We start from the raw sequence: 22,471 nt of genomic DNA on the forward strand, positions 1-22,471 counted from the left end.
ATATATTATGACATAAGAAATAAAACACCCGAGGATGTAATTCCTAGCTTGGAGTTATCTTCTCAGATTACAACTCACTTTAGTTGTAATCTCGATTTACTTCCCCGCCAATCTGAAAATCAAGGATGATTTATGTCTGAAGCCTATCAACACGATCAACCTACTCGCTTACTGAACAGTGAAACGACACCTAATGGTATTCAACAAGCCAGAAGTACTATGAGCCCGCAAAATGTTTGTGTTCGGGGGGAAGTAAGAAAAGGCATTCAACTCCCCGGCTTGGTTATCTTTGTTCACGGCGTAAACTCGGAAGGCGAATGGTACACACCAGCGGAAGAAAACCTTTGTGAAGGACTTAATCAGCGCCTTGGTCTGAAAGGCACAGATTTTGTCCTAAAACCCAATGCATATAATGGAGACAGCACTTTTCCGGTAAAGATCACTAAGAATGAGCGTTCTCCAATTATTCGGTTTTACTGGGGATACTGCGCAAAACCAGGTACCGAAAAAGATTTCGCCATTCCGCTCAGAACAGAAAAAGGGATTAGCTATAATGATCTCAATGATGAACAGATAAAAAACAATAAATATCCATTTTTCTGGGGCGGTGGCCCTTTTCAAAACGGTTGTACTTCCCTGTATTCATTGTGGAGCAAGTACGGTTTCAGCAAATGGGTCAAAAAAATCCCTATCCCCTTCAGTACGCAGTTTATCAATGAAGAAACAGACCGTCTTTTGGCAAACGCACCGCCGCGTGAATATTACGCCCATGCAGCGGAACGACTGGCTAATTTGGTGAGAAAGATCCGCGAACTCAGCCCGACGGATACCGTCACCGTTATATCTCACAGCCAGGGCACCATGATTGCTACTGCCGCAGCGGCAATGGAGGGTGCCGCACCCGATGCGCTCTTTGTGATGAATTCACCGCTCTGTCTGGAAAGCAAAGGGATGGACTATCTCTCCTATCCATTAGCGGAATGTATCTCTGACGTCGCCAGACGTGTCACCTTTGCTGATATTGTCGGCAAAGTGGCTGAAAATAAGGACCGGCTTAAGAACGCCAACCCGAAGAAACTGGTCTGTGGTGTTGATGGTGCGTGCGAGAACTGGCAACCGGATGGGAAAACCTCCAATCCGGATGTTCCTGAGCGGGACAATCACGGACGCACGTATATTTATTGCAGCCCGCATGACCGGGTAATGGGGTCGTCACCCTTATTGAGTATTGGCTGGCAAGGGCTTCCCAATACGAAAGCCAGCAACTATACCCAGCCGCACCCTGTTTTTGCGATGGTGCCGGAAAACTCACTTTTTGTGCGCATGCTCGCCCGTAATATGGCCTGTGGCGAAGCACCGAATCCGCAAACGCCGTTCGGTACGTTGCCGGATATGAGCAGGGACTGGAAACCAAATGGCGGTAAAAAATTCTGGGACAGCAATGATTCTGTGTTTAGTCGCCAGGCATGGCCTGATCCGGACCCAAACCAAAAGCTGTTTATCAATGCCGAACAGGTCCCTCTGCCAATAACTGCGGAGCAGCTGGCTGATTTCGATAAAGACCGCAAACATATTGAAGACTTACCCGCCGATAAAGCAGCACATTCAATCTATCTGGCTGATAAAAATTATGACAGCTATGGTTATAGCTGGAGCACCAATGCCCCGGAAACAGGGAAGCCCAACGACAATACCTACAAATACTACATCAAACTCTATGGCTTCAATGAGCGCAAAACCTTCCCTGTGCCGCCAGGCTCTGGTTCTCCCTATGACAAACGGAATGTTGACAGGGAAAGCGTTGAGCATATGCGTTCGCGCATAAGCCAGTATATTTCCCGGCCTGCCGACCACAGTGATTTACCTCAAAACCCGTTATTCCTTCAGCAGGTGATGGCCTACGACTTGCCAATTGGTTTCTGCAATATCGGTCAGAACGAAACGCAGATGCAGATGCTGCGCGATATGGCTGACTGGACACATATTGGCTCAGATGATTACTACCAAACAGGCACTTTCACGCCACCTCCGCTGCCGCCCATTATCCGTAAAGACGTAGATGCTGATGCCCGGCAGCGCTATGACGCCGCAGTGAAAAAGGCCGAGGCTGACAATATCGCATTAGTCCGGGCACAGAAACCGCAGGGAGAACTCGCATGAAAAATGTCGTGGTTCTTGGGGATAAAACTTCCCACGGCGGCGCTGTGGTTTCTGCTTCATCGACGTTTGAGATTGAGGGCAAAAATGCGGCGTTGCTACATGACATGGTGAGCTGCGAGGAACATGGTCCTAACCGCATTATCGAATGCGAGCCAGATTATGAGGAGCAGGGAAAAGGGATTGTGGTACATCTGTGCAAAACTGAATGTGGGTCGGTAGTCTATGCCAGCTTCCCTGATGCAGGGTTCGAATAATGGGCTGGTCAGTTCCCAAGGCAACGTTACCGCAAAAACCCATGTCATGGTCGCCGTGGGTCTGCGTGTTTATTTTTCTGCTGGCTTTTGCACTGGCTTTAGTCTGGGTAGTGCTCGATACGCCATCAACCGGGTTGTATCCGTTGTCTTCAGGTCATTATCTGCCGCTGACCGGCTTCACGCTGGTGGGGATATTGTCGTCTCTGTCGCTTTATCTCCTGACATGGGAAACCGGTGCGCTGATGTATTACAGCTGGACACACTGGCAGGCAAACACCAATGCAGCATGGCAAAACTGGACACATCAGCATCTGCATATTGTTGATAGCGTGAACTTCACCACCCGTCTGGATTTATACCCGCAGGTCGCGGGCCTCTCCCGTCCAGAAGGCGATAACGAGGAGCCTGCGGTGTTGCTGTTTCCTGAGGACGAGGCGCCGCCGGGTATTTATCGCTTTGAAATCATCTGCCGCCATATCCTGGCGTCGTTTGAAGACGCCATTAAAGCGCTGAATCTGCCAAAACAGGTAACGTTCAGACTCTTTGTGCAGACGCAGACGGAGGTGACTGAAACACACATTCTCTACCTCGAAGAGCTCTGGCAAACGCTTTATCCCGGTTACTCGTTACAGGTAAACCCTGTCGGCCCGCAGGCGTCTCTGGAAACTGTGGGAACCTGCTTAGACGCACGCACTCCCTCTCTCGTTATTGCGATGCAGTACTACGACGGTGTGGAGGAAAAGCCTCTCAGCGAAATCGCGACCGGCCTGCTGCTCTCCCCCGCCAACTTGCTTAGACCCGATGCCGTGCAAAATGCCCCGCAGCTCTTCAGAGCCATGCCGTTAAACCTGAAAAAACTGCCGGAAGATTTGCGGGAACTGCGCGATATGTCGCAACAACCGGCAGAGTCTCTTCGTCTGGTGTGGTTCTCCGGGCTGACCGACATCCTGCGTCAAAAGCTCAATGCCGTTGTCCATGACCTGAAATTACCGCTGCGCCAGGAAGCCCCTATGGGTGGGCAACTGGATTTCGACAAAGGTTGTGGAGGGTATGGTTCTCTTTCGGGCTGGCTGATGTTGGGGGCCGCTGCCGACATGATTAAGCGCGGTCAGGGCAGCCAGTGGGTATTGGCCGCCGCTGAAGAGTCAGCCTGGGCGGTGGTTGTCGGGACTCAAGCGCCGGTTCAGGCTGACTATCACAGCCAGTTACCCCGCGATGTCTACCCTGCCGGATGCCTGGTCGCTTCACTGCTGTTCAATCTGGTGTTGTTCTGGTCCCTCGGCCATGCCTTCCCGGACTGGCTGTTTTCTTTCCGGGGCACAATCACGCTGATCCTGACGCTGGTCGTCACGATGATTGGCAGCGCCGTGGGCCTGCGGATCATATTGAATCGCCTGCTTGAACCGCACTTTATCCGTTCTGCGCAGCAAGGAAGCTGATTGTGAAGAAAATCATTACACGTCTGGGAATATTGTTCCTGCTGCTGGCCGTTGCAGTCGCGATTATCAGTGTGTTCCGGCAATTCAGCGTGTTTTCTTCGTCCTCAAAGCACTCCGGCATTTTAATGACCGTTGTGGTCATCACGCTGATTGTCGCGCTTATTGCCCTGTCATTTACCCTCGTCACCACGTCGGCCAGCTGGCGGGTTCCTGTGCGTCCCAAAGTCGCACCGGCAGGTACAGAATCGGAGCGGCCTGTTCAGCCGTCCATTGATGTTGGCCGGTTGAGATCTGCACTCAGGCATCGCTACGGCCTGCGCTGGAAGCGCAAACTCCCCTGGCTGCTGGTGATGGGTGAACCGACCGATATTGAAGCGGTCGCGCCGGGGCTGACAGAATCCGGCTGGATGACGGTCGGCAATACCCTGCTGTTATGGGGCGGGTCGCTGGCGGCGGGCGGCAATACGGCAGATCTTCAGGCGTTGCGCCGTCTGCGTCCTCATGCCCCTGCCGATGCGCTGATTTGGGTCAGTCATGAGGCGCAATACACTCAGGCGGAACACGCGCGGATTCTCCGGTCTGGCGGGAGTTGTCTGCGGGTATTCATCGCCGCGCCGGTCATCCGGTCGGCGTAACGGCGCGAACAGTGGCGCAGTGGAGTAGCGCCGCCGCGATGCTGGTTCTGGCCATCGGTACGACAGTATCCGGCATCAGCAACTACCGGCTGGTGACCGGCAGTGCAGAACAGGTTCAGCAGGCAAAAATCTCCCCCCTCGCCTGCAGTCTTGTCTTCACTGCGACAGAGGGTGCAATCGGGCGCTTACCGATATCCGGGAAGATATCATTTTCAAACGCTTCCATAATGTCTTCAGCGTAACCCTTCGACCAGTTAGGGCGTTTGTACTCATGCCATTCCAGAGCGATCGCTTTGAAAGTATTTTCCACTGTCGCTTTGCGAGCTTGTTTCTCAACCTTTTTCTGTTCGCTGGGATCGATAGCGTTAACAACTTGCCGCTTAGCTTCATCTCTCCGCTGCCTGGCTTCAGATAAAGAAATCTCAGGATAGATACCCAACGCCAGCATCTTTTGCTTACCGTCAAAACGGTACTGTAAGCGCCAGTATTTAGATCCATTAGGATGAACCATTAAATGCATTCCTTCGCCATCGGTAAGCTTATAAGGCTTGTCGGTAGGCTTTGCACTTCTTACCTTTACATCGGTTAAGGCCATTTGAGGCCCTCCGTTGCTGGCTGTTGGTACAGGATTTCATTGAACGGGGATGTACCATCACATATACCAACAGATACTACTTAATGCAGGTAGATGTAGGTAGACTCAGAGAGAGTTTCGACGCACCAAAAACAGCCAACCCACTGAATTTCAGGCATAAAAAAAGACGTCGATTGACGTCTGTTTACTTCGAAATGGTACGCCCTACAGGATTCGAACCTGTGACCTACGGCTTAGAAGGCCGTTGCTCTATCCAACTGAGCTAAGGGCGCATTGCTTGTCCCTTTCGGGAGCGTTGCGGGTTCGGATTATACGGGCAGACCGGGATGAGTCAATGGCTTTCGAACTCACTGCTTAATGCCTGAGCAATTTGCAGATATTCCCGGCTGTCTTGCAAGGTTATGTACACGGTATCGGCTATTTGTCGGATTTCAGCGCGGCAGCTATCACACGGGCGGAAGCATGATAAGCCACGCTTTCGTAAGCGGTCAGTTCCGGCAGCAGTGTTTGTACAATGCCCTTTTTGCCAATGACGGCTGGCTGACCAATATAAACGCCCAGTTTTTCATCCAGGGCAGAAACCGGATACACGCTATGGGCGTCAGACAAAATGGCATTCACCAGTCTGGCAGTGGCTGTAGCAATGCCAAAACTTGTCCACCCCTTCCCCTGCAGGATTTCCCAACCTCCGCCCCGTACAGCATCGTTCATTTTTACCCAGTCGACGTCACGGTCGCCTGCCAGTTCAGCCACCGGGCGTCCGCCGAGGGTGACGGTACTCCAGGCCACAAACTGTGATTCTCCGTGTTCGCCCATCACATAACCGGTGACACTTTTCGGATCAAAGCCAAAAAATTCGCCCACGACACGTTTCATGCGCGCGGTATCAAGCGAGGTGCCGGTGCCGAAGACCTGTGCGTCAGGGAATCCGCTGGTCTGCTGAATAATCTGCGTAATAACATCACACGGGTTGGTGATGTTGACGATCACACCGCCAAAGCCGCTGGCAATCACGCGGGGGATCACTTCGCGCACGGCAGCGCGGGTCTCAGCAAGTTCTTCCAGGCGGTCTTCACGCAGCAATGTTTTCGGTCCAACGGCAATCACCAGGACATCGGCGTCATGCAGCTCGCTATAATCATTGGCAATAACCTGTACGCGTGAGGCCGTCAGCGACGCCATGTCGCGCAACTCCAGCGCCTGACTGGCTGCTTTAGGTTCGTTTTCGTCGAGCAAAACTATTACGTCACACAAACCCTGCGTGACCAACGAGAATGCAACGTCAGCACCCACATGACCGGCACCGATGATCCCCACTTTGCGTGTCATTTGTTCCTTTCCTTATGATTTAAAAAGAGCCAGCTCTAAAATAGACACTTTTTCCGCCCCTGTCTCAGGTTAAATTTTCAGCCGTGAATAACAACTTATTCGCATTCAACGCCTGACAGCGTCCGCCGCTTCTGACAAAATAGACTTATCCCCCTGCATTTATTAATTGATGGATTTACTCCCTGATGGCAGCAAAGATTATTGATGGTAAAACGATTGCGCAGCAAGTCAGAAGCGAAGTTGCGGCGCGTGTTCAACAACGACTGGCTGAAGGAAAACGCGCCCCAGGTCTGGCTGTCGTGCTGGTCGGTGAAAACCCGGCATCACAGATTTATGTCGCCAGCAAACGTCGTTCTTGTGAAGAAGTCGGGTTTATCTCCCGTTCTTATGATCTCCCTGCCACCACCACCGAAGGTGAGTTGCTGGAACTGATCGAAAAACTCAATAACGACAGTGCCATCGACGGCATTTTGGTTCAGCTTCCCCTGCCTGCCGGTATCGATAACATTAAAGTGCTGGAGCGTATCCACCCGGATAAAGATGTCGATGGCTTCCATCCGTATAATGTCGGTCGTTTGTGTCAGCGTGCACCGACGCTGCGCCCATGTACACCGCGCGGCATTGTGACGCTGCTGGAGCGTTACGGTATTGATACCTTCGGGCTGAACGCTGTTGTTATCGGTGCTTCCAATATTGTGGGCCGTCCGATGAGCATGGAATTACTGCTGGCCGGTTGCACCACGACCGTCACGCACCGTTTCACCCGGAATTTGCGCCACCATGTTGAGAATGCCGATCTGGTGATTGTCGCTGTGGGTAAACCGGGCTTTATTCCAGGCGAATGGATTAAACCAGGCGCGATTGTCATTGATGTCGGTATTAACCGTCTGGAAAGTGGTAAAGTTGTCGGCGATGTGGAATATGATGCCGCCGCTGAGCGTGCTTCCTTTATCACACCGGTGCCGGGCGGCGTAGGCCCGATGACGGTCGCGACGTTGATTCAAAATACCTTGCAGGCATGCGAGGAATATCACGATATCAGTGCCAGTAAGCCTTAAACCATTTGCATTACACAAAAAGTCAGGAATACATGGAAACTTTCTTTCTCGAAAAACACCCGCACGTTGAACTGTGCGATCTGCTCAAATTTATGGGCTGGTGTGACAGCGGCGGTACGGCGAAAGCAGTGATTGCCGAAGGCCAGGTTAAGGTCAACGGTAAAGTCGAAACCCGTAAACGCTGCAAAATCGTTGCTGATATGAATGTTGAGTTCGCCAGCAATAAAGTCGTTGTGAAAGCATCCGAATAATCTTTCCTGCGACGTTGCAACGTAAAAGAAAATGCCCTGGAAGCGAAAGCTCACAGGGCATTTTTCATTGACAGGCTGAGCACAAGCCCGGGCATCCGTTACGGCTGCGTCACCCACAATACCGGCCATTCTCCACCACGGCTATAACCATCGCAGCTGGGCTCAGAGGCAAAAGCCGCCAACCGGAACTGTTTGCCATCAAACACCCAGCGCGAAGAGACGCCACAATCACCGATGCCTCGTCCTTTATCGTAGGTCGAGAGCATACCGGTTTTCGGGTCGAAATCAGCGTTGATAAGCTCCGGCGACTCATCATCCTCACCCAGTTTAAACGGCATATTCAGCGTCAGATTTTCCATTTTATAAGGCGCCTGTCGCGAAACCAGGAAACCCAGCGCATACAGGTTGTATGCCCCCATATCGCAGTTGACGGTCATCAGGGCTTTATCGTTGCTCAAAGCGAAAATATGCACTTCACGTTCGGAAGGGTCGAGACTGCAATCGTTATTTTCAATGGTGGTCGCGGCATTTTGTGTAATGGCTGAAATCTCGGTTTCAGATAACGCATGCGGTTCGCTGAAACGCGCAATGACCGGCGTGGCCGGGATCGGCGGCACACTGCTGGCAGGTTTTGCACCCCGGCTAACCCAGGCGGTTTTGGTGCCGACACGGCCTTGTTGCGCATCAATCGCCAGCAGCGCGGCTTTTATGCCTTTGAGGGAGATTACCGGCCTGACAGGCTGAGCCGGATCGGCTTTTACTGCCAGCTGAATGCTACTGCCTTCGCGGACAGTGGCGATAAAATCATTCACCACCAGACGGTTAGTGGTGGAAAGATGTTTTGTACTGACATCCCATTCGCGGTGATTAAAACTCAGCGTTTTGCCGTTCATCTGCAAATGGTTAGCAACCGGCACATCCGCCGTCTGCTCATCACTGTTACGCTGATAATCAATACTGACGGAGGATTTTCCTTCCGGTCCGGCTTCGCGGGTGATTTTCATGACCAGCTCCTGCCCGTCCTGCGAATTGCGCGCGACACAGTGATTCAGGTTGTCACAGCTGACCTGCCAGTCGTTATAAATAGCCTGCAACGGCTCAGCCTGCACACTAAAAGCCAGTATTGTGGCCAGCAGGCATAAAGGGGCGGTTATCCATTTACACATTATGAGTTTCAGCTCTGTTCGAAATTATCTTTCTGATAATAGCGTAACCCCCGGCAAGACTCTGCCACCAATTCAGCATTTTTTATTCGGATTTAGAAAGAGATACTCTGCCAGCAGGGTGTGCGGCAGACAATAATTTTTCATGACAGGCAAGAAGCCGTAATGGTGACGCAGGGAAACTTTCAGTACACTGGCTGAGCCAAAAACAAACAATAATGGCGAAAGGATGAAGATCATTTCTCTGGGAGATACGGATGAAGTTATTGGTTTTGATGATAACGCTGTTATCACTGCCTGCGCTGGCTGAAGAGCCGCCGGTGGTGTACGCCGGCACACTGGGTAGCACCAGTATTGTTGTCGAACTCGATTTAAATAAACCTGACGAAGTCACCGGCCGGTATTTCTATCAAAAATACCGGCTGGATCTGCCGCTGAACGGGGTGCTGGATGGTCAGGAACTAAAATTACAGGAAGGCCTGGATGATTTCGACGATACGCCGCGTCCTGAACTGACGCTGACCAAAGATGAAAACGGTGGCTGGCAAGGCAACTGGACTAACCCGCAGGGCAAAAATCTGCCGGTTAAGCTTCAGCCTGCGCAATTACCGGCAGCAGCCACTGACGACGGCTATCTCAGTTCTTTGTTCCACACCGATCCGTATGAGTATTTGCGTTTATCCGCGCTGCAACTGAAAGCCGGTAAAAATGAAAACTTTATGGGTTATCAGCTGCAATGGTGGACTGAGCCACAGTCGAAAATCAGCTTCTTTGAGATTGTCTCCGGCTATCCGGAAGCCAGTTTACCGGCCATTAACCAGAAGCTACGCGCCCGTTTATGGCAGGAAGTCAGCGGCTGGCATGCCTGTATGCTGGGTGCCAGTCGTTTTGGTCAGGGTGAATATCAGCAGACAGTGACGCCTGAATACATGAGCGACCAGGTCGTCAGTATCAGTGTGTTTACGTCTTATGATTGCGGTGGCGCGCATCCTGATTTTGGCGAGGCACCGATCAACCTGAACGCAAAAACTGCAGAAACACTGACGCTGGAAGATGTGGTCTGGGTGGGCGATGGTGCACCATTCCACTATCTGAATGCTGAAGATCGCGCCCTCACCGGTAAGAACGATGTGGATTTCGATACCTTCGCTCAGTACCGCGATAAAAAATGGGCACCGTGGCTGGTAAAACAGCTGGCAGTGGCCTATCCGCAACAAATGAAAAAACCGACAGAAGAAAGCGAAGACGATTGCGATTACTCAGACCCGTCGGTCTGGCAGTTCCCGGCCTGGTATTTCACGCCAAAAGGGCTGTATTTTGATCCGACCTTTGCCCGCGTTATGCGTTCGTGCGAAGGCCCTGAATGGTCAGTTTTGCCGTGGTCTGCCATGAAAGGTCACGCAGGCAGTACCGTGATAAACATGGAGCACTGAAACAACAAAGGCACCTGCGGGTGCCTTTGGCGTTAATGCATTTCGCCGGTCCTCTTTACGCCAGCCAGCCCTGAATCTGCGCATATTGCAGCAACATGATGGTTTTACCATCTTTGATGCGCCCGTCTTTGATCATCGCCAGTGCCTCGGTAAAGGGCACCTCCAGCACATCAATGTCCTCGTCTTCCACACCACCACCGGCGTTCTGACGCTGCGACTCATCATATTCCGCCGCGAAAAAATGTACGATTTCTGTCACGCTGCCCGGCGACATATAGGCTTCAAAAAGTTTATCTACCTTGCCCACCGCAAAACCGGTTTCTTCGATGGCTTCTTTACGGATGCAATCTTCCGGCGAGTCGTTGTCGAGCAAACCGGCGCAGGTTTCCAGCAGCATACCGGTCGGGTTGCCATTGACGTAGGTCGGCATACGGAACTGTCTGATCAGCAGGACGGTTTTTTTAGGACGGTTATAAAGCAGAATCGTCGCGCCATTACCCCGGTCATACACTTCGCGGGATTGCGGCTGGCGTTCGCCATTACGCTTGATTAAATCATAGGTATATTTGCGAAGAACATACCAGTTATCAGACAGTAACTGGTTCCGGACGTTTTCGATTCTGGATGAATTGTCATCAGATGACATAAAGCGTGCCTCCGCTCAGAGGGGGTGAGAGAAGCCAGACATCATAGCGATATTACACCGCGCCCGCCAGATTCAGCCGTGCTCAATTGCATTAAGCAATTGTTCACGATGGCGTTCAATCCACTTTGCATCCAGTGGCCCCCAGCCTGAAAGCTGATAATACCCGTCATTGTTGCGTACACCTTGTTGCACAAACTCCAGCTCAACGCCCATGCCCGGCAGCGCTTTCAGAACGTCCTGCAAAGTGCGGCGTGGCCAGCCGGTGATTTCCATCAGTTTCGGTACGTTCGGTTTTTGCTCAGTGTCCAGCAACCAGCAAAGGTAGAGACGACGGGCGAAAACCGAATTTAACATCAAACTCATCTGAACGGCTCCGGTATGGACATAAGAATGGGGGCTAAAAAAAGCGGGCAGTCAAAGCGTAGCCGCTTTTAGCGAATCTGTCTGCGAGATAACCCTGTGTGCGGGGAGGTTTTTTTTACATTATCTCCTTTATTTCTCCACGTTTTATACGTGATGAGAAGGTAAAGTGCACTGATGTAGCACTACACTCTAACACTTGCTCAGTCCCGCCGGGACGGTACCGCCTCTGAGAAGATGACGCTCAGGGGATTTTTTTGTCAGATTACTGACATTGTGTTTGTTTGCTGATGTTAGTCACTCACGCCAGAGTGACAACGAGGTTTCTGAAGCATGGCTAACTTTTTTATCGATCGCCCAATCTTTGCCTGGGTTTTAGCGATCATCATTTCTTTATCCGGCGCACTCGCTATCTATTTTCTGCCGGTTGAGCAGTATCCCGATCTGGCTCCGCCAAACGTCAGGATTTCTGCAACCTATCCCGGTGCATCAGCACAAACATTAGAAAACACTGTTACTCAGATTATTGAACAAAACATGACCGGCCTCGATAATCTGATGTACATGTCTTCACAGAGTAGTAACGACGGTAAATCGCAGATTACCCTGAGTTTTACTGCCGGAACCGATCCGAATGAAGCGCTGCAACAGGTACAAAATCAACTGCAACAGGCGCTTAAACGTCTGCCACAGGATGTTCAGACGCAAGGGGTGACGGTATCAAAAACCGGTGATACCAACCTGATGATGGTGGCGTTTGTGTCCACAGACGGCAGTATGGATAAACAGGATATTGCCGATTATGTGGCTTCCAATATTCAGGATCCGCTGAGCCGCGTACCCGGCGTCGGCAGCATCGATGCTTACGGCTCACAGTATGCGATGCGTATCTGGCTGGATCCGGATAAACTCAATAATTACCAGCTGACCACTGCCGATGTGGTCACCGCCATCAAAGCGCAAAACAGTCAGGTCGCCGTGGGCCAGCTCGGCGGCGCGCCTTCGGTGGATTTTCAGGCGCTGAATGCCACCATTAATGCCCAGGCGCAGTTACAGACGCCGGAGCAGTTCCGTCAGATCACGCTCAAAGTAAACCAGGACGGCTCACAGGTTAAACTTGGCGACGTCTCAACTGTCGGTCTTGGTGCGGAAAACTATGCCCTGCTCAGCCGGTATAACGGGCAGGCTGCGTCCGGTATGGGCGTGAAACTGGCGTCCGGTGCCAACGAACTGCAAACGGACAAAGCCGTTCGTGCACGTCTTGATGAGCTCTCTCACTATTTTCCGCACGGGCTGAAAGCCGAAATTGCCTACGAAACCACGCCATTTGTTAAAGCGGCAATCACGGACGTCGTGAAAACGCTGTTTGAAGCTATCGTGCTGGTGTTTTTGGTGATGTATTTATTCCTGCAAAACTTCCGCGCTACGTTGATCCCGACGATTGCCGTGCCGGTGGTTTTACTGGGGACTTTCGCCGTACTGCATCAGTTCGGCTACAGCATAAATACCCTGACGATGTTCGCGATGGTGCTCGCCATCGGCTTGCTGGTGGATGACGCCATCGTGGTGGTGGAAAACGTCGAGCGCGTAATGAGCGAGGAAGGCCTCAGTCCCCGAGAGGCGACGCGAAAATCGATGGGGCAAATTCAGAGTGCGCTGGTCGGGATTACGATGGTGCTGTCAGCGGTATTCGTGCCGATGGCGTTCTTCGGCGGAACCACCGGCGCGATTTATCGCCAATTCTCCATCACGATTGTCTCGGCGATGGTACTGTCAGTCTTTGTCGCCCTGACACTGACACCGGCGCTGTGTTCGACCATTCTTAAACCCGTCACGCAGGGGCATCACCACGGCAAACGCGGCTTCTTCGGCTGGTTTAACCGGATGTTTGACCGCAACGCCCGTCGCTATGAGAACGGCGTGGCACGGGTGCTGCGTAACAGCCTGCGTTACATGCTCGGTTATGCCGCACTGGTCGCGGTGCTGGCGGTCATGTTTATCAAATTACCCACGTCGTTTCTGCCACTGGAAGACCGCGGGGTATTCACCGTGCAGATTCAGTTGCCGCCGGGTTCGACGTTGCAGCAAACCCAAACAGTCGTGGAAAAGGTCGAAAAGTATTTTCTGACTGAAGATAAGAAAGACGTACTGTCGGTGTTCTCGACCATAGGTGCAGGGCCGGGTGGTAACGGGCAGAACGTCGCACGTATGTTTGTGCGCCTGACGCCATGGGATGAACGTACCGGCACAGATGACTCTTCCTTTGCCCTGATTGAACGGGCAACCAAAGCGTTTAACAAGATCACTGAAGCCCGTGTTATCGCCAGCAGCCCACCTGCCATCAATGGTCTCGGCAGCGCGACCGGCTTTGATATGGAATTACAAGATCACGCCGGGCTGGGCCACGACGCGCTGATGGCGGCACGTGATCAGTTACTGGCGATGACCGCTAAAGACAGCAATCTGACCCGTGTGCGTCACAACGGTCTGGATGACAGTCCGCAGTTGCAGATCGATATCGATCAGGTGAAAGCGCAGGCTCTGGGTGTGGCAATTACGGATATCAACAGCACGCTGAGCACCGCGTGGGGTTCAACGTACGTCAATGACTTCGTTGATCGTGGCCGCGTGAAGAAAGTCTATGTGCAGGCCGCAGCAAAATACCGCATGTTGCCGGATGATATCGATCGCTGGTATGTGCGAAACTCGGCCGGAACCATGGTGCCCTTCTCCGCTTTTGCGACGTCAAAATGGCTGACCGGTTCGCCACGTCTGGAACGTTATAATGGCTATTCCGCGCTGGAAATTGTGGGCGAACCGGCAGCGGGTATCAGCAGTGGTACCGCCATGGATGATATGGAAAAACTGGTAGCAAAATTGCCGGTCGGGATTGGCCTTGAATGGACCGGACTGTCGTATCAGGAAAGGCTGTCAGGCTCACAGGCACCGGCGCTGTATGCGATTTCCCTGCTGGTGGTATTCTTGTGTCTGGCCGCGTTGTATGAGAGCTGGTCAATTCCGTTCTCCGTCATGCTGGTGGTGCCGCTCGGGGTACTGGGGGCGGTCATTGCCACCTGGCTGCGCGGGCTGGAAAACGATGTCTATTTCCAGGTCGGGATGCTGACTATCATTGGTTTGTCGGCGAAGAACGCGATTCTGATTGTCGAATTTGCCAATGATCTGAATGTCCGCGGGAAGGCATTACTGGAGGCCACCCTGGAAGCCGCAAGAATGCGTCTGCGTCCGATTCTGATGACCTCGCTGGCGTTTGTTTTCGGTGTTTTGCCAATGGCAACCAGCATGGGTGCCGGTTCAGGCAGCCAGCACGCGGTCGGTACTGGCGTGATCGGCGGGATGATTTCCGCAACGATTCTGGCCATTTTCTTCGTGCCGTTGTTCTTCGTCCTGATCCGCCGCCGGTTTCCCGGGAAAATCGTGCATCCGGTGATTGCTGATATCGTTGAGACTGTGCCCGCAGAACATAAATAACGGTGCTGGATAACGGACAACAAAAAAGGCGTTAATAGAGATTAACGCCTTTTTTATTAATGATTTACTGGCTGTGAGAATCGTCGATAAATCGGACGTAATGATCTTCCTGAACAAACGTTTTTTATAATGACGTGCTGCACTGAGAATAAATCTTTTCTTTGCTTTAACGGTAACGATGTGGGGCAATTACGCTTTCAACATACGGTCGATAAAGTCTTTCCAGTGACCTAACTCTTGTTCTAACATTTTACTCCCCTTGATTGGACGAACGCATTATACGTCTATTTTTTAACCATGCAAAAACTCCATCATTATTTTTTAAGCGCGATCACAATCCCGCCCCGTCTGGATCCTGCCGACGTTTTGCCTCATTATGTGTTCTATCCTTACGCCCGTTTTTATGCGGGTGAAAAGTTCTTATTTTACTGACAGGTTACGTTTTTCTATGGCAACGACTTCTGCTCCAACCTCTTTTATTCTCTACGGCATAAAAAATTGCGATACCGTCAAAAAAGCCCGACGCTGGCTGGAAGAAAACGGGGTTGACTATCAGTTTCATGATTACCGTGTCGAAGGACTGGATGGTGCGTTGTTGCAAAACCTGCTGGATAAACAGGGCTGGGAAGCCATGCTTAATACCCGCGGGACAACCTGGCGTAAGCTCGATGAAACGACACGCGCCGCCTGCAATAACGAAGCCAGCGCCAAAGCCGTGATGCTGGAACAACCTGCGGTAATCAAACGCCCATTTTTACTGGCCGCAGAGGGTCAGTCCCTGCTGGGATTCAAACCAGAAATCTATCAGCAATTCCTCGCACAGGTGAAGTAACATGAGTTGTCCGGTTCTCGATTTAGCCCAACAGTTAATCCGCCGCCCTTCCCTCAGCCCGGATGATGCCGGTTGTCAGGAGATTATGATTGCCCGCCTCAGGGCCATTGGTTTTCACATTGAACCGATGCATTTCGGCGATACCCTGAACTTCTGGGCAACGCGGGGAGAAGGTAAAACGCTGGCATTTGCCGGACATACCGATGTCGTCCCGACCGGCGATCACAAACTCTGGGTCACCGGCCCGTTTGAGCCCACGCTGCGCGACGGCATGTTGTATGGTCGCGGTGCGGCAGATATGAAAGGTTCCCTGGCGGCGATGGTGGTGGCAGCGGAGCGTTTTGTCGCCGCCAATCCCCGCCATCAGGGGCGTCTGGCTTTTCTCATTACTTCTGATGAAGAGGCCAGCGCCGTTAACGGCACCGTGAAAGTAGTGAATGCGTTAATGGCGCGCAATGAACGCCTTGATTACTGTCTGGTAGGTGAGCCTTCCAGTACCACGCGCGTCGGCGATATCGTGAAAAATGGCCGCCGTGGCTCCATGACTGCCAATCTGCATGTCCATGGCGTTCAGGGACACGTCGCGTATCCGCATCTGGCAGATAATCCGGTGCACCGCGCCATGCCGGCACTGAACGAACTGGTCGCTACCGTGTGGGATAACGGCAACGAATTCTTCCCGCCGACCAGCATGCAAATCGCCAATATCAACGCGGGCACCGGCAGCAACAACGTCATTCCGGGCGAACTGTATGTGCAGTTCAACTTCCGGTTCAGCACCGAGCTGACCGATGACATTATCAAACAGCGCGTGGCAGAACTGCTGGACCGGCATAACCTGCAATACACCCTGAACTGGGTGGTTTCCGGCCAGCCCTTCCTGACATCACGCGGTGCGCTGGTGGATGCGGTGGTCAATGCGGTGCGTCATTACAGCGAAATCACGCCGGAACTGCAAACTACCGGCGGTACTTCAGACGGGCGTTTTATCGCACTGATGGGGGCGCAGGTGGTCGAACTCGGGCCGGTCAACGCCACTATCCACAAGATCAATGAATGCGTCCATGCCGCCGATCTGCAGGTGCTCAGCCGCATGTATCAGCGCATCATGGAACAGTTAGTCGCATGATCGATCACGAGATGCTGACCGGGCGCTCCGTTGCACATCTGGTGACGCTGGGTGAAGGGCCACACCGGTTGCAGAAAGAGGCGGCACACGCATTTGAAAAAATGCGTCAGGCAGCCCGTGAGGCTGGTTTTGACTTACAACCGGCCAGTACCTTTCGTGATTTCGATCGGCAACTGACCATCTGGAATGGCAAATTTCGCGGCGAACGACCAGTATTAGATAAGAACAGCCAGCCGGTAGATATCCGTGCACTGACGACCGCAGAACGTTGTGAGCTGATTTTACGCTGGTCTGCACTGCCGGGCGCCAGCCGTCACCACTGGGGCAGTGATCTGGATGTGTATGATCCTTCATTGCTTCCGGCAGGTAAAACGCTGCAACTGGAGCCGTGGGAATATGAGCAAGACGGGTATTTTTATCCGCTGAACCAATGGATGTCAGCGCATATGGCAGAGTTTGGTTTTTACCGCCCGTATGCCGAAGACCGCGGCGGCGTGGCTGTCGAACCCTGGCATCTGAGCTACCAGCCGCTGGCGGCGGAATGTGAAAAACAGCTCACGCCGCAGGTCTTACTCAGCGCCTGGACCGGAAAAGACGTGGCTGCCGCAGACTGGTTAGCCGGGCAAATAGACACCCTTTTCCCGCGATTTATCGCCCCCTCACCCCTTTAAGGAGTACACCATGGAGTGGATTAAAGATTACTGGTGGATCGTTCTGATCATTCTGGTCGGCATGTTCATCAGCGGTATCAAAGAGCTGAACCGCGTTGATGTGAAAAAGTTCCTGAAAGACAAACCTGAAATCCCGCCGCATCGCGACAATAATGCCGAGTGGGATAAAGATGACGACTGGCCAAAGAAAAAGTAACGCCCCGTCAGCCTCTCATCGTTAATCAATATTAGTCGGCGGATAATCTAGCGATTCTCCGCCGATTGACTTTCTCTCCTGCCATTATCATGCGACATGAAACTGATGCATGGAGAGAGCAAGTCCTTTGCAAACATTACCTATTTCCCGGGCGGACCAGGCAGTGCCTGAACGCTTCGACGCCTCGCAATTTCTGGGTCTGGCTCCGTTTTTACGCATGAGCATCGCAGGCGAAGAATGGTCTGACATTGCGCAGGTGCTGATCACCCGTGCGCAGCAATCCCCTGATGACGCCGTATTGTGGATGAATCTTTCTACCGTCATGCTGTGTCTGCAACGCACTGAACTGGGTCTGACTATTCAGAATCAGGCACTGGCGATGCAGCAGGTCTATACCCTTCGTGCCGCGCGACAACCGGCAACATTACGCTTACTGATACTGATGGTGCCCGGTACGCTTTCTGCGAACGTACCGCTGGATTGCCTGCTGGAAAACAGCGATATCGAGCTGATTTATTACTACATTACGCAAGAAGCCCCGTTTGAAGCCCCGATCCCTGAGCACGATTTAATGATGGTCGGCATCAGCGCCACCACAGAAAATTTGTTCCTGTTGCAGCAACTTGAGAAAGTCACGCAACATTGGCCGGTGCCTGTTATCAATGCGCCACAACATATCCCGAATTCTGAGCGCCACACTGCCAGCCGGTTGTTGCAAAACAAACCCGGTTTAGCCATTGCACAGGCGCATGCGGTGACATTTGCCACTTTATCAGCCGTCGCCGCCGGAGAAACCACGCTGCACGATGCGTTGCCTGAAAGCCACTATCCGGTGATCCTGCGTCCTGCCGGTTCGCACGGCGGCCACGGTCTGGAAAAAATTACCTGTCAGAAAACACTGGCGGACTATCTGACCCGCGTGCAGGTTGAAGATTATTTCCTGTCGCAGTTTATTGATTACAGCAATAAAGACGGCCAGTTCCGTAAGTACCGAATTTCGTTGATCGACGGCGTGCCTTATGCCTGTCATATGGCGATTTCATCCCACTGGATGGTGCATTACGTGAACGCTTTCATGTACGAAGACATTCAAAAACGCGAAGAAGAAGCGGCATTTCTGAACAACTTCCGGGCATTTGCGACGCGCCATCAACAGGCGCTGCAAGCGATTTATGACGCCACGCAACTTGATTATCTGGGCATTGATTGCAGTGAAACGCCGGACGGCAGGTTGCTGGTGTTTGAAATCGATCCGGCCATGGTGGTACATGCGATGGATCTGGAAGTGATGTTCCCGCACAAACAAATCCACATGAATAAAGTTAAAACAGCATGCCGCGAGTTGCTGCTATCCCGTGCCCTGGCGCACACCAACATCTCTGCTGATGCGTTTAAAGGACAAGAATAAATATGATTTCACGTAACGCTCTGAATTTCTCCGGTGGACCTGGTGCATTGCCGGAAACCGTGCTCACTCAGGTTGAAGCTGCAATAAAAGAAGTGCCGGAGGTGGGGCTGTCGATACTGGGTATCAGCCACCGTTCAGACTGGTTTGCCGCCATTGTGCAGGAAACAGAAAACAACATCCGGGCCCTGCTCGGGTTATCGAAAGACTTCCATATCCTGTTCCTGCAGGGCGGTGCAACGCAGCAGTTTTCGATGGTGCCGATGACCCTGTTACGCGGCCAGAAGCACGCCGCCGAATATCTGGATACCGGTTACTGGAGCAGTAAAGTCGTCACCGAAGCGCGTCGCGAAGGGCCGGTAAAAGTCCTGTGGAGCGGTGAGTCCTGCGGATTTAACCGTCTGCCTGCGGACGAAGAGCTGGCATTCTCGCCTGATGCGCCGTATCTGCATTATGTCTCTAACGAAACGGTGGAAGGATTACAGTTCCAGCGCGTTCTCGGCCGCGACGATGTGCCCCGTGTCTGCGATATGTCTTCTGATTTTCTGTCCAAACCGTGCGATGCGAACAAATTTTCCGTGATCTACGCCCACGCACAGAAAAACATCGGCCCGGCAGGCGTCACCATCGTACTGGTGCACGATACCGTCGTGAAAGCATCTTCAGATGAATTGCCGTCATTCCTGAACTACCGTCGTCAGGTTGAATCCCATTCCAACCTCAATACGCCGCCGGTGTTTGCGATTTACGTTGTACTGCTGGTCACCCGCTGGTTGCTCAACGATGTTGGCGGTCTGGAAAATATGGAACAGACCAACCGCCATAAAGCGGAACTGTTGTACGCGATGCTCGACAACAGCAACGGCTTCTACAATGGCTGGAGCAGCAAAGCAGACCGTTCATCTATGAACGTGGCCTTTAAATTGCCTGATGCGGACCTGGAGAAAAAATTCCTGGCAGAGAGCCATGAAGCTGGCTTTTCCGGCCTGGCGGGTCACCGCGCGATTGGCGGTATCCGTGCCTCTATCTACAACGCCCTGTCGCTGCCGGCAGCCGAAAAGCTGACGAACTTCATGGATGATTTCATGCGTAAGAACCGCAAATAATTGTAGCGCGGCGAAATTTTCTGGACTGTTTTGCGCTCATTTCTGGACTGTCTAACGACCTATAAAATGCCTTTTTTGGACTGTCCAGAATTGATTGTAACGTCATTAAACCCCGCACCTGATAAACCTCTCAAAAACAACTGATCGGCATCACCGATCAATACCAATAAATTGATCGTTATTAACCATTATCATCTTGTGGTTTAACTGGCTAGCGGGGATTACAGCGCGTTTGTGTGTGCTTAGTCAATTACGCTGGCGAAATAGCGGGTCGCTGCTCTGCACGTTGAGGTCGTACTTGTCCACGTCGGACTGGGAGCGGGCGCGAATGCGGCAGCCGTACCCGTCAGGGGTGTACAAGTATTCCCAGACCGGGTCGTCTGCCCGGGCCGTGAAGCCGTTTAGCGCAGCATGCTTCGGGCGGGTGTGGGTGTCCATCACGGCCACGCGTTCCAGATAAGGCCGGTCGACCACGTTGGCCATCTGCTGTTGATAGCGTCCGGCGTTGTAACTGGATTGAATATTCGTGTCAAAAATGGTCTGTAACCGGCGCGGCGTCAGCTGCTTACCTTGGAGTTCTCCGGTCTCCGGGTCAGCCACCAGACCTTTCCCTATCCAGCCTTTCGCCTCCAGTACCGGCTGCAGGTTATTAACGAACTCCCGGTAGGTGCTACCGTTCGCCAGGGAATCGGTCAGGCCGTTGCGGATATCGGGTGGCGAAAGCCACGTTAACAAGTAGGGGTATTGTGCGAGCTGAAGACGTGCGAAAGTGGCTGAGGGGGTTCAGCGACTAAGGAGAATTAACACGGGAAATCAATGGGGGTGAAACGTGAGGAAAGCCCGGTCAGCCGACCGGGCTTTGTACTTCAGGGGATAATATTACTTAACCTTGCGGGCGTTGTCTGCTTTCCATTCTTCGTATGTCGCTTCAAGGATCCACAGACAGGTCGCTCCTTTGTCCGTCCCCAGCAGGGCCAGACGGGTTCGCTGATAAAAGGTCTCTATCTCAGCCGATTGTTTGTTAATGGGTCCCATGCAAACGAGGTCTGTCCCAACGAAATGAGGCCAGTCCCGGGAATCCAGCACGACCAGAGCCTTCAGCGCGCCTTCGGTGTTACTCGACAGCGCAGACGATAAAGCGTCCTCGAGCGCTTGCGATTGCTGCACGTTCGCAACTTTGGCGAGTTCGGGGGCCTTATCAAGCCAGTACTGTTCTCCGGCTGCAATTCCCTTCAAAGCGTCGGGCCAGTTGATGGTGGCAGCCATTGAACTGGCCGCCATACCTGACAACAAAAGCAGCAGGATTAACCGCCTCATCTTACGACCTCCAGCGTCCCGCCTACGCTGATTATCCGCCAGCGTGTCGCTGGGGACATTATGATGCAACCTTCAGAGGCGAATCCCGCAGGCTTGTCCTTGCGTTCGCCATGAATACGGAAGGCAGAACGGCCAAAGGAATCCCCCGAAGTTTGCTCCAGAATAATGGTAGCGGGGCCTTTTGAACGAGAATGGCCCGCGATGCGATAAGTACCACGGGGGAGCGGCCCCATCCCTTTAACCTGCTGGCGGTCAGGGTTATTTTTATTAGTCAGGCTACCGGAGTAGCCGGTCTCGACCTGCTCGCTGCCATAGTACAACCTGCCTGTGCTTTGCTCATATTTCCATGCCATAGGTAATAATCCCTTATGCCGTCGCGCGTTCGTTCCAGCTGTCTGAGTGGATAATATTTCCATCCACATAACGCCAGGGGATTTTTTCGTAAACAAGCTCAATCATTTCAAGATGATTTCTGGCTTCGCCGTACTGGGATTTGACGTCATACATCATCGGCCCAACCGTTACGACCATTACATTCTCCATCATGGCGCTGAAGTATTCCACTTCCTGACCCGCGTCATTAATGCGATAAAATTTAACCTCAGCGGATTTCAGTTTCTGGCCTGTGGTTACGGCCTTGTACAGATAGGGGCTGGAAGCGTCGATCTCTTTGCTGAAAAGATAAGGGGCGTGTTCGCGGGTCGCTGTAGCCTTTCCCGTGGCGTTGTCGGTTTGAATACTGACGCCATGATGCAGGCCGTGGATCTCGATACTGCCTTCACGGCCCGCAACGTCGACAGAGCCGCGAATGTCCGCGCCGCCGTCGTCTTTGAGCCATAGATAAGCTGGAATAGCCATAGTTTTAAACTCCATTTTAAAGAGAGAGCCAGCGCGAAACATGCTGGCTAACCTGCTGCTTTCGCAGTGGAATTAAACTACCCCTAAGTCAAATTAGCGTCAATTTTTGTACAGCCTGAAAATTCAGTAACGGAGGGAGTATTGA

Annotated in this window: 22 protein-coding genes, 1 tRNA gene and 1 pseudogene; 14 read left to right on the forward strand and 10 right to left on the reverse strand. The window is 52.4% G+C overall.

Going from position 1 to position 22,471, the window contains the following annotated elements; all coding sequences use genetic code 11:
- The first annotated feature begins 132 nt into the window (after nucleotides 1-132).
- The 4 genes from J1785_RS16000 to J1785_RS16015 are packed head-to-tail and all read left to right on the forward strand — an operon-like array spanning nucleotide 133 to nucleotide 4,488.
- Nucleotides 133-2,160 carry a T6SS effector phospholipase Tle3 domain-containing protein gene (locus tag J1785_RS16000; protein ID WP_217219856.1) on the forward strand — a complete coding sequence of 676 codons (2,028 nt, stop codon included), beginning with the start codon at nucleotides 133-135 and terminating at the stop codon, nucleotides 2,158-2,160.
- The gene (locus J1785_RS16005) at nucleotides 2,157-2,414 is read left to right on the forward strand and encodes a PAAR domain-containing protein (RefSeq protein WP_129992345.1); all 258 of its coding nucleotides are present in this window, start codon (nucleotides 2,157-2,159) and stop codon (nucleotides 2,412-2,414) included. Before J1785_RS16000 ends, J1785_RS16005 begins: the two co-directional genes overlap by 4 nt.
- The gene (locus J1785_RS16010; RefSeq protein ID WP_217219858.1) at nucleotides 2,414-3,853 is read left to right on the forward strand and encodes a hypothetical protein; all 1,440 of its coding nucleotides are present in this window, start codon (nucleotides 2,414-2,416) and stop codon (nucleotides 3,851-3,853) included. Before J1785_RS16005 ends, J1785_RS16010 begins: the two co-directional genes overlap by 1 nt.
- A gap of 2 nt (nucleotides 3,854-3,855) precedes the next feature.
- Nucleotides 3,856-4,488, forward strand: coding sequence for a hypothetical protein (locus J1785_RS16015; RefSeq protein ID WP_217219860.1), 633 nt, complete (start codon nucleotides 3,856-3,858; stop codon nucleotides 4,486-4,488).
- Nucleotides 4,489-4,660: 172 nt separating this feature from the next.
- Here the strand turns inward: J1785_RS16015 and J1785_RS16020 are convergent.
- From J1785_RS16020 to J1785_RS16030, 3 genes and pseudogenes are all read right to left on the reverse strand, one after another.
- Nucleotides 4,661-5,083 (reverse strand): annotated as a pseudogene (locus tag J1785_RS16020) (tyrosine-type recombinase/integrase); the annotation flags it as partial.
- 195 nt (nucleotides 5,084-5,278) lie between these two features.
- Nucleotides 5,279-5,355, reverse strand: a tRNA-Arg gene (locus tag J1785_RS16025).
- A 145-nt stretch (nucleotides 5,356-5,500) separates the two neighbouring features.
- Complete coding sequence (locus tag J1785_RS16030) at nucleotides 5,501-6,412, reverse strand: L-lactate dehydrogenase (protein WP_217219862.1); 912 nt, start codon at nucleotides 6,410-6,412, stop codon at nucleotides 5,501-5,503.
- Nucleotides 6,413-6,597: 185 nt separating this feature from the next.
- On the opposite strand from J1785_RS16030, the gene folD reads away from it, so the two are divergent.
- Both folD and ybcJ read left to right on the forward strand, forming a co-directional pair.
- The gene (gene folD / locus J1785_RS16035; protein ID WP_129955576.1) at nucleotides 6,598-7,470 is read left to right on the forward strand and encodes a bifunctional methylenetetrahydrofolate dehydrogenase/methenyltetrahydrofolate cyclohydrolase FolD; all 873 of its coding nucleotides are present in this window, start codon (nucleotides 6,598-6,600) and stop codon (nucleotides 7,468-7,470) included.
- 32 nt (nucleotides 7,471-7,502) lie between these two features.
- A complete protein-coding gene (ybcJ, locus tag J1785_RS16040; protein ID WP_013576535.1) occupies nucleotides 7,503-7,721 on the forward strand; it encodes a ribosome-associated protein YbcJ in 219 nt (72 codons plus the stop codon).
- Nucleotides 7,722-7,819: 98 nt separating this feature from the next.
- On the opposite strand, the gene J1785_RS16045 is transcribed toward ybcJ, so the two are convergent.
- Nucleotides 7,820-8,887, reverse strand: a complete 1,068-nt coding sequence (locus J1785_RS16045) for a DUF1176 domain-containing protein (RefSeq protein WP_129955578.1) — start codon at nucleotides 8,885-8,887, stop codon at nucleotides 7,820-7,822.
- Between the two features lie 254 nt (nucleotides 8,888-9,141).
- Between J1785_RS16045 and J1785_RS16050 the strand changes: the two genes are divergently transcribed.
- A complete protein-coding gene (locus J1785_RS16050) occupies nucleotides 9,142-10,317 on the forward strand; it encodes a hypothetical protein (protein WP_217219863.1) in 1,176 nt (391 codons plus the stop codon).
- Nucleotides 10,318-10,372: 55 nt separating this feature from the next.
- Here J1785_RS16050 and nudK read toward each other — a convergent pair whose 3' ends face one another.
- Both nudK and J1785_RS16060 read right to left on the reverse strand, forming a co-directional pair.
- The gene (nudK, locus tag J1785_RS16055) at nucleotides 10,373-10,963 is read right to left on the reverse strand and encodes a GDP-mannose pyrophosphatase NudK (RefSeq protein WP_129955580.1); all 591 of its coding nucleotides are present in this window, start codon (nucleotides 10,961-10,963) and stop codon (nucleotides 10,373-10,375) included.
- A 72-nt stretch (nucleotides 10,964-11,035) separates the two neighbouring features.
- On the reverse strand, nucleotides 11,036-11,326 hold the full coding sequence (locus tag J1785_RS16060) for a winged helix-turn-helix domain-containing protein (protein ID WP_129955581.1): 291 nt from the start codon (nucleotides 11,324-11,326) through the stop codon (nucleotides 11,036-11,038).
- Nucleotides 11,327-11,656: 330 nt separating this feature from the next.
- Here J1785_RS16060 and acrD point away from each other — a divergent pair, with 330 nt between their 5' ends.
- From acrD to J1785_RS16095, 7 genes are all read left to right on the forward strand, one after another.
- Nucleotides 11,657-14,812 (forward strand): multidrug efflux RND transporter permease AcrD, encoded by a 3,156-nt coding sequence (gene acrD / locus J1785_RS16065; RefSeq protein ID WP_129955582.1) that lies wholly within the window; start codon nucleotides 11,657-11,659, stop codon nucleotides 14,810-14,812.
- Nucleotides 14,813-15,260: 448 nt separating this feature from the next.
- Nucleotides 15,261-15,644, forward strand: a complete 384-nt coding sequence (locus J1785_RS16070) for an ArsC family reductase (RefSeq protein WP_129955583.1) — start codon at nucleotides 15,261-15,263, stop codon at nucleotides 15,642-15,644.
- A gap of 1 nt (nucleotide 15,645) precedes the next feature.
- Entirely contained in the window at nucleotides 15,646-16,773 is a 1,128-nt protein-coding gene (gene dapE, locus J1785_RS16075) for a succinyl-diaminopimelate desuccinylase (RefSeq protein WP_217139348.1), read from the forward strand.
- An 11-nt stretch (nucleotides 16,774-16,784) separates the two neighbouring features.
- Entirely contained in the window at nucleotides 16,785-17,444 is a 660-nt protein-coding gene (locus J1785_RS16080) for a M15 family metallopeptidase (protein WP_217219866.1), read from the forward strand.
- 10 nt (nucleotides 17,445-17,454) lie between these two features.
- Nucleotides 17,455-17,640: a YpfN family protein gene (locus J1785_RS16085; RefSeq protein WP_013576544.1), complete on the forward strand. Its 186-nt coding sequence runs from the start codon at nucleotides 17,455-17,457 to the stop codon at nucleotides 17,638-17,640.
- A 109-nt stretch (nucleotides 17,641-17,749) separates the two neighbouring features.
- Nucleotides 17,750-19,048 carry an ATP-grasp domain-containing protein gene (locus J1785_RS16090; RefSeq protein WP_238483244.1) on the forward strand — a complete coding sequence of 433 codons (1,299 nt, stop codon included), beginning with the start codon at nucleotides 17,750-17,752 and terminating at the stop codon, nucleotides 19,046-19,048.
- Between the two features lie 2 nt (nucleotides 19,049-19,050).
- Nucleotides 19,051-20,151 (forward strand): phosphoserine transaminase, encoded by a 1,101-nt coding sequence (locus tag J1785_RS16095; protein ID WP_129955586.1) that lies wholly within the window; start codon nucleotides 19,051-19,053, stop codon nucleotides 20,149-20,151.
- Between the two features lie 246 nt (nucleotides 20,152-20,397).
- On the opposite strand, the gene J1785_RS16100 is transcribed toward J1785_RS16095, so the two are convergent.
- From J1785_RS16100 to tssD, 4 genes are all read right to left on the reverse strand, one after another.
- Entirely contained in the window at nucleotides 20,398-20,886 is a 489-nt protein-coding gene (locus J1785_RS16100) for a phage head morphogenesis protein (protein ID WP_217156679.1), read from the reverse strand.
- A gap of 144 nt (nucleotides 20,887-21,030) precedes the next feature.
- Nucleotides 21,031-21,468, reverse strand: coding sequence for a hypothetical protein (locus J1785_RS16105; RefSeq protein ID WP_217156239.1), 438 nt, complete (start codon nucleotides 21,466-21,468; stop codon nucleotides 21,031-21,033).
- Nucleotides 21,465-21,821 (reverse strand): tlde1 domain-containing protein, encoded by a 357-nt coding sequence (locus tag J1785_RS16110; RefSeq protein WP_217219864.1) that lies wholly within the window; start codon nucleotides 21,819-21,821, stop codon nucleotides 21,465-21,467. The genes J1785_RS16105 and J1785_RS16110 overlap by 4 nt, the downstream gene beginning before the upstream one ends.
- 13 nt (nucleotides 21,822-21,834) lie before the next feature.
- Nucleotides 21,835-22,326, reverse strand: a complete 492-nt coding sequence (gene tssD / locus J1785_RS16115) for a type VI secretion system tube protein TssD (protein ID WP_217219865.1) — start codon at nucleotides 22,324-22,326, stop codon at nucleotides 21,835-21,837.
- Nucleotides 22,327-22,471 lie beyond the last annotated feature (145 nt).

Origin of the sequence: Rahnella perminowiae (genome assembly GCF_019049755.1) — a bacterium.
GTDB lineage: Bacteria > Pseudomonadota > Gammaproteobacteria > Enterobacterales > Enterobacteriaceae > Rahnella > Rahnella perminowiae.